7 protein-coding genes are annotated in these 6,249 nt (G+C 42.6%); 4 read left to right on the top strand and 3 right to left on the bottom strand.

Features of this window, described 5'->3' with window-relative positions; all coding sequences use genetic code 11:
- Together AACT21_RS05175 and AACT21_RS05170 are read left to right on the top strand one after the other, a co-directional pair.
- On the top strand, positions 1-340 hold a 340-nt coding region (locus AACT21_RS05175; protein ID WP_141195263.1), incomplete at its 5' end, for an EAL domain-containing protein.
- An 87-nt stretch (positions 341-427) separates the two neighbouring features.
- A complete protein-coding gene (locus tag AACT21_RS05170; protein ID WP_047689992.1) occupies positions 428-2,083 on the top strand; it encodes an ABC-ATPase domain-containing protein in 1,656 nt (551 codons plus the stop codon).
- Positions 2,084-2,249: 166 nt separating this feature from the next.
- Here the strand turns inward: AACT21_RS05170 and AACT21_RS05165 are convergent, their stop codons facing one another.
- A complete protein-coding gene (locus AACT21_RS05165; RefSeq protein WP_013867958.1) occupies positions 2,250-2,912 on the bottom strand; it encodes a DNA-J related domain-containing protein in 663 nt (220 codons plus the stop codon).
- Between the two features lie 267 nt (positions 2,913-3,179).
- Between AACT21_RS05165 and AACT21_RS05160 the strand changes: the two genes are divergently transcribed.
- Both AACT21_RS05160 and AACT21_RS05155 read left to right on the top strand, forming a co-directional pair.
- A complete protein-coding gene (locus tag AACT21_RS05160) occupies positions 3,180-3,848 on the top strand; it encodes a DUF2238 domain-containing protein (protein WP_064626276.1) in 669 nt (222 codons plus the stop codon).
- Positions 3,849-3,962: 114 nt separating this feature from the next.
- The gene (locus AACT21_RS05155) at positions 3,963-4,175 is read left to right on the top strand and encodes a hypothetical protein (protein ID WP_010318303.1); all 213 of its coding nucleotides are present in this window, start codon (positions 3,963-3,965) and stop codon (positions 4,173-4,175) included.
- Here the strand turns inward: AACT21_RS05155 and AACT21_RS05150 are convergent.
- Both AACT21_RS05150 and AACT21_RS05145 read right to left on the bottom strand, forming a co-directional pair.
- A complete protein-coding gene (locus AACT21_RS05150) occupies positions 4,132-4,824 on the bottom strand; it encodes an HAD family hydrolase (RefSeq protein ID WP_176428356.1) in 693 nt (230 codons plus the stop codon). The two genes, AACT21_RS05155 and AACT21_RS05150, sit on opposite strands and share 44 nt — an antisense overlap.
- A gap of 140 nt (positions 4,825-4,964) precedes the next feature.
- The coding region (locus AACT21_RS05145) for an HD domain-containing phosphohydrolase (protein WP_094164399.1) at positions 4,965-6,249 on the bottom strand (1,285 nt) is incomplete at its 5' end.

The raw sequence follows: 6,249 nt of genomic DNA, 5'->3' as shown, positions 1-6,249 counted from the left end.
GTTGTCACTTGATGATTTCGGCACGGGCTACGCCTCTTTCAGCTATTTGAAAAAATTTCCCTTCGATTGCATAAAAATAGATAAAAGCTTTGTACATCAATTGGATCAAAGTGAGGAAGATAAAGAAATTGTTCGCTCAATCATTCACGTTGCCAAAAAATTAAAGCTGAAAGTGATCCTCGAAGGGATTGAAAATCAAAGCCAAGAAGACTTTATCATCAGTGAAGGGTGTGAGTTTGGCCAAGGCTATTTCTATGGTAAACCAATGCCTTGTGACGAGTTTGAGGCTGGGCTACTGAACCAAAATTATGCACACCCTGCCGAGACAAAGGTTTTGTAGGATAAAGGAATCCCTTATCATGTCTTTACTCTCAGTGTGGCGGTTCCTATAATCGCCGCCTTTCCTTTCCAAACGAGCGATATCGAGATGGATTTATTAACATCAATTCTCAAAAAGCTAGAAAAACAGAACTACCGCGCCTATCAGCAGATCAAAGGTCAATACGAATTTGGTGATTTCACCTTGCATATCGATCATATCCAAGCGGACCCTTACGCTTCTGCATCTCGCTTTCGCGCTACTCGAGCATGGTCTCTGACCGGTCTGGAATGGTTAAAAGAGAAATCACCGGCTTATCAAATGGCTGCAAGAGATTTTATCGCTCGTAGTTTTGCGGAGTTTGCTAAGCAAGAGAACCATATTGCCATCGCATTGACGGGCCAAACGGTGCTTGATAGTACAGCTGTTCTCTTTACGGAGCATGGTATTGAGCTTCGTTTTCGCATCAATTTACCCGCTGAAGGTCGTGACATTCTGGCCAAGAAAGCGCTCAACATCATCACCTTCTACCTGCCAAAATTCATTCGCCGAGCCACCATTGAACGTGAACTGGATAAAGATGCCCTACTTGAGCATTGCGCTGTGATCGAAGATCAAGAAGCAATGCGTGCACAACTGGTACAGCACAATCTGGTTGCTTTTGTGGCTAATGGCAGCGTATTACCTCGCTTGGCAGGTAACTGTGATCTGCCGATGAAAGACGCCGTTACTTTCCAAGCCCCCACATCGCTAGAAGTCGAGCTTGAGACACCAAACCAAGGCAAAATTAAAGGACTCGGCATCCCCAAAGGTATAACCCTTATCGTCGGCGGTGGTTTTCACGGTAAATCGACTTTGTTAACGGCGATTGAGCGTTCAATTTACAACCATATTCCCGGCGATGGCCGTGAGCGAATTGTTACGGATCATCAAGCCATGAAAATTCGCGCTGAAGATGGCCGTTGCGTACATAATTTAAATTTGTCCAACTACATCAATCACCTACCTATGGGTAAAGAAACCTCCGATTTCAGCACTCAAGATGCGTCTGGTTCAACATCGCAAGCAGCGTGGTTACAAGAATCCATTGAATCTGGCGCTAGTACATTACTGATTGATGAAGATACTTCCGCCACCAACTTCATGATCCGTGATGAGCGTATGCAAGCGCTGGTTAGTAAAGGTGATGAGCCCATTACACCATTGGTTGATCGTATCGGGCAACTTCGCGATGATTTGGATATCTCAACACTGATTGTTATGGGGGGATCCGGTGATTACTTAGATGTCGCCGATACTGTCATCCAGATGCATGACTACCACGCCGTTGATGTGACTAACAAGGCTAAAGAAGTCATCAAACAGCATCCAACTGCTCGTCACAACGAGTGTGAAACGCCACTGGCTATTTTCCCAGAACGCGCTGTGAATCGCACTGCGCTGCAAAAATTACTGGTTGATGGTAAATTCCGAGTCTCTGCCAAAGGCGTTGATTCGCTTCGCTTTGGCAAAGAATTTACGGATTTAAATGCGTTAGAACAATTGGAGTCACCTTCTGAAGTCAATGCGATTGGCTGGACTTGGTTCCAGTTTGCGCAGACTCCGGGGTGGTCAGCGCAACCAAGCAAAGAGATGATGGCTTTATTAGCAGGAACATGGCACCAAAATATGCCAAACCACGGTGATTTGGCGAAACCACGTGTCATCGATGTGATGGCGGCGTTGAACCGTATGCGCAAGTCGCAATTTAAAAACCACCAGTAAAGATTAACTCCCCTACAACAAAAGCAAAAAGAAGCGAGAGATCGCTTCTTTTTTACTTCAGTACCTTATTGCTTCAGTACATTACAGGTAGTTAGCTTAGGTATGCCTTACAGTGCCAGTTGACCTTATTCGGCGAACATCTTGTCTAGAGTTTAAGGTTTGGGCTTTAACTATTTTGCCGCAAAATATTCCATGCTTCACACAACACTCGAAACGTTTCAGCATTGCCATTGTCTCTATCTGGATGCCACTTTAGTGCCAACTTGCGCCATGTTTTCCGGATTTCAATTTGCGTCGCTTCCACTGGTAATTTAAACAGCCTCAATGCTTGAAGACGATTCATATTAAGGTTACTCGTTCCACCCATTGCTTTACGGTAACGAGTCCAAAATTCGTTCAACAAGCGGCGCACTTCTCCTTCATCAGCCTCATAATTTTTCCACTGAGTGTAATAATCACGCAATGGATCATCTGGGTCGATTTCGCAACTAACGGCACGATGCGCAGGCATTAGTACAATGTCCATTGCTGATACTTGTAACCACTTTTCAGGGTAAAGCGTCTCTTGAAGCTGATAGAGCGCGTTCATGATCAAAAAATTACGCTTAAAGAGGTCTTTTTCAGGTGCGCTATCAAGTACAGGCATGAATCCCTGTTCACTTAAATGTGCCGCTAACGTATGGACTTTCCAACCGGAAGGCTGTTTACGCAACACCTCCAACATTGGCCAAAGCAGCGGATTTTCCATGTAAGATTGAAACTGAGCGGTAAGTTCTAAGCTTTCAGACATACTTTCGGGCCTACTTTGGGACATAGTCTCGACGTTCATATTAAGGTTCTCTCTTCATTCAAATCCAATATCGCTTTTTTGTCGAGTTTCTTACCGCATATTATCTTGGCTTTTTGAACTAGAGTCCGTTTATCACACGCACTATCTATCAATACATAAAAAGAGAAAGATCGAGTTGTTGCATGATCTTCTCCACCTTGCTGATCTCTTTGCTAAGACGATGCGAAAATCAATCACAAAACGAAGGTAGATACACACATCTCAAACACAAATTTCTACGTCTATAAGATACAGAATTCAACAAAATTGAACATCGTGCAAAATAGTGGCACTATCCATCGGTATTTTGTGATAGGAAAAAACATGTCTCTCAACTTCTCACGCACGCTTTTATTTTTGACGGCGATCTACGGTGTACTCTTTCTATTTTCAGCGATCGCGCCGGTTTCTCGTGCTGTCTGGTTAGCAGAAATCATCCCTGCGCTAGGGATCTTAGCACTCGTCTATTGGGCTTCAACAAAACTACGCTTTAGCTCAACGGCTTATATTCTGATGTTTGTGTGGCTTAGTTTGCATACCATTGGAGCTAAATATACATTTGCAGATGTTCCGTTTGCTTGGTTCAATGAACTGATCGGATCATCTCGTAATAATTTTGATCGCGTCGCTCATTTCTCAATTGGCTTTTATGCCTACCCTATCGCTGAATATTTAATTAGAAAGCAGCTCTGTAAACCGCTAATTGCCTCATTGTTCGGGCTTTTCTCTATCATGAGTATCGCAGCAGGTTACGAAATTATTGAATGGTGGTATGCCTCAATCGCGGGTGGTGATGAGGGAATCGCTTTTCTGGGTTCACAAGGCGACATTTGGGACGCACAAAAAGACATGTTATGCGATACCCTTGGGGCAATGACGGCACTTTGCCTATTATGGTTTAGGCCAAAATCAAACATTCCTTACAGTGAAGTATGAAATGCCTCTAATTTTTGGAACTAAGGTAAATATTACCGAGAGCAAGTTTTGATTAGTGTTTATTCTGTGAGTACGGAGAACATGACTCTCCCTTTTTGCTGCTGAGAATTGATTATGAAAAATATAAATAAAACACTTGAAAAAATAGACTGCTGTCCACTTTGTCAACATGACGAATACTTTATTTCCACAAACAATGAAAAGTTTATCTGCGCACAATGTGGTTTTAAAACCGACCACTTACAAAGCGTCCAGCAAATGATTGGTGTACACACAGCGCTAATCAGTCATAAACACATTCATTGCTTGGCCAACAATGTGCATTGAGCCATGGTTTAAGCTCGAGTAATGTGTCGATAACAACGACATTAGGCGCTTGAGAAAAACCCTGTGGGTTAAGAGGTGCTAGCTGAACGGTTGGTACCTCTGCATTGATACCCGCTTCAACCCCTTTTGCTGAATCATCCACATAAATACATTCTTGCAAAAGAAATCCCATATTCATCGCACAATAACGAATCAAATCAGGTTCAGGTTTCCAGCTATTCGCATCAAAGGCTGAAAAAATGCGTCCTTCAAACAAAGGGAGCAAACCGCTCCGTTGTAAAATTGATGATATTTTTTCTTTAGGTGCATTAGAGGTGACACAGTATTCAATACCCTGCTGGCGTAAATACTCAAGTAGTTCTATCGCACCATCCATGGGTGAAAGATATTGCTGGAAGAGCTCATTAACTTTATCCCGATAAAGGTTCTCTAAAAGATCAAGATCGGCGTTAATGTTGGTATGTTCAAGTGCCTGAAACAGTATGTCCGCAATCTTCCCACCTTCAAAATGGTTACTCACTTGTGCAAAAGTAATGTGGGCTCCTAGTTGGTTCAATACATTGACTAGCGCTTCGCAGCACAAACGCTCACTATCAACTAAAGTACCTTCACAGTCGAAAATAATACATTTTATTTTTTTCTCAGTCATAAACACTTCCTTCATCCAATGCTTAATTTTAACCGCTGGGTGAATGTATAAAATGATTGAGTTAACAGAATGAAACGAAGATAAGAGTTGATATGCATAACTTATAGCCACATCACTCTTTGATACTCAATGGGGCGTATTTAGCCGGCTCTGTAATAGCTTGTCGTATCGGGATACAAATTACGGATTTGGATAAAATCATCCAAATGATTAAGCAATAAATTGACTAAAGTAGGGTCAAACTGAAAACCGCATTCACGTTCAAATAAACTTACTACATTCTCAAGCGGCCACGCTTCTTTATAACAACGCTCACTTAGCAAAGCATCGAACACATCCGCTATCGCAGTAATGCGAGCAAATATATGAATGTCTGTGCCTTTTTTCTGATTAGGATAACCTTTACCATCCCAACGCTCATGGTGTTCATGCGCGACAATCGCAGCTAATTTAGTTATATCACCTTCGCTTGTATTGAGGATGTTATAACCAGCGGTAGTGTGAGTCTGCATGATTTCCCACTCATCTGGTGTTAATTTTCCAGGCTTATCCAAAATCGACTCTGGAATCGCAATTTTTCCCACATCGTGCATTGGGCTGATGATCTCGATCATTTCTACCTCGCGCTGCGTTAACCCGCACAAACGAGCTAGCAGCGCAGAGAGCCTTGCTACCCGCTTAACATGATTACCCGTTTCACCAGAGCGCGTTTCTATTGCTTCTCCGAGTAAATGAATCATTTCCCGCTGTACGGCTAATGTACGCTCTTGCAATACCACTATTTTACGGTTTTTGACGCCAAGCTCTCTTTTTTGTCTGAGGGTCACCCCTTGCATAACAATCACAACCAGCAAACAGAGAATAATAAAGCTAGCCGCGAGTAACACTTTCCAATGCTGTTCAAAATAAGAGAGAGGACGATTAAGAACCAACACATCCTGCGGCAAGGCTTTCATGTCAATCTGATGTCGCTGCATGGCTTGGTAATCAAAAACCGCTCTTGCACTACTGATTTGCATGTCAACTGCGGAGGCCAAATCTAATGATACAAATTGGTTTAACGCCATCAAGATATCTTTTCCCAGTTGCTCAGAACGATTAACATGCCCTCCAACGATACCATCACGAATATAAAACTCCCACAGTACAAAAATGGGGGCAGCGCTAGCTTGTGCTAGGCGGTAGGAAATCTCTTGATAAGTATGGTAAACACCTTGATTTATCTCTGTATTAAAGTGCGATAGCAGTACCGCATCATCAGGGGAGATCTGGAATAGCACCTTTTCTGCTTCAGCCAAAGTGATGGAGTTAATATCGATAAACTCGATACCTTTTAAAAGATCCGTAGCCAGCACTTCATCGACTTTTTTTCGGATCAATTGCGAAGTATGGCTTTGATCTGATAAATAATAGATTCTCTTGAGT

It is taken from the genome of Vibrio sp. V08_P9A1T1, from assembly GCF_963874405.1.
GTDB classification, from domain to species: domain Bacteria; phylum Pseudomonadota; class Gammaproteobacteria; order Enterobacterales; family Vibrionaceae; genus Vibrio; species Vibrio anguillarum.
This window is presented reverse-complemented; position numbering and strand designations above follow the sequence as displayed.

Bases quoted from the DNA above. Each gene is read 5' to 3' on its own strand.
- AACT21_RS05170 (WP_047689992.1), top strand. From the start codon at position 428: ATGGATTTATTAACATCAATTCTCAAAAAGCTAGAAAAACAGAACTAC.
- AACT21_RS05165 (WP_013867958.1), bottom strand. From the start codon at position 2,912: ATGAACGTCGAGACTATGTCCCAAAGTAGGCCCGAAAGTATGTCTGAA.
- AACT21_RS05155 (WP_010318303.1), top strand. From the start codon at position 3,963: ATGAAAAATATAAATAAAACACTTGAAAAAATAGACTGCTGTCCACTT.
- AACT21_RS05150 (WP_176428356.1), bottom strand. From the start codon at position 4,824: ATGACTGAGAAAAAAATAAAATGTATTATTTTCGACTGTGAAGGTACT.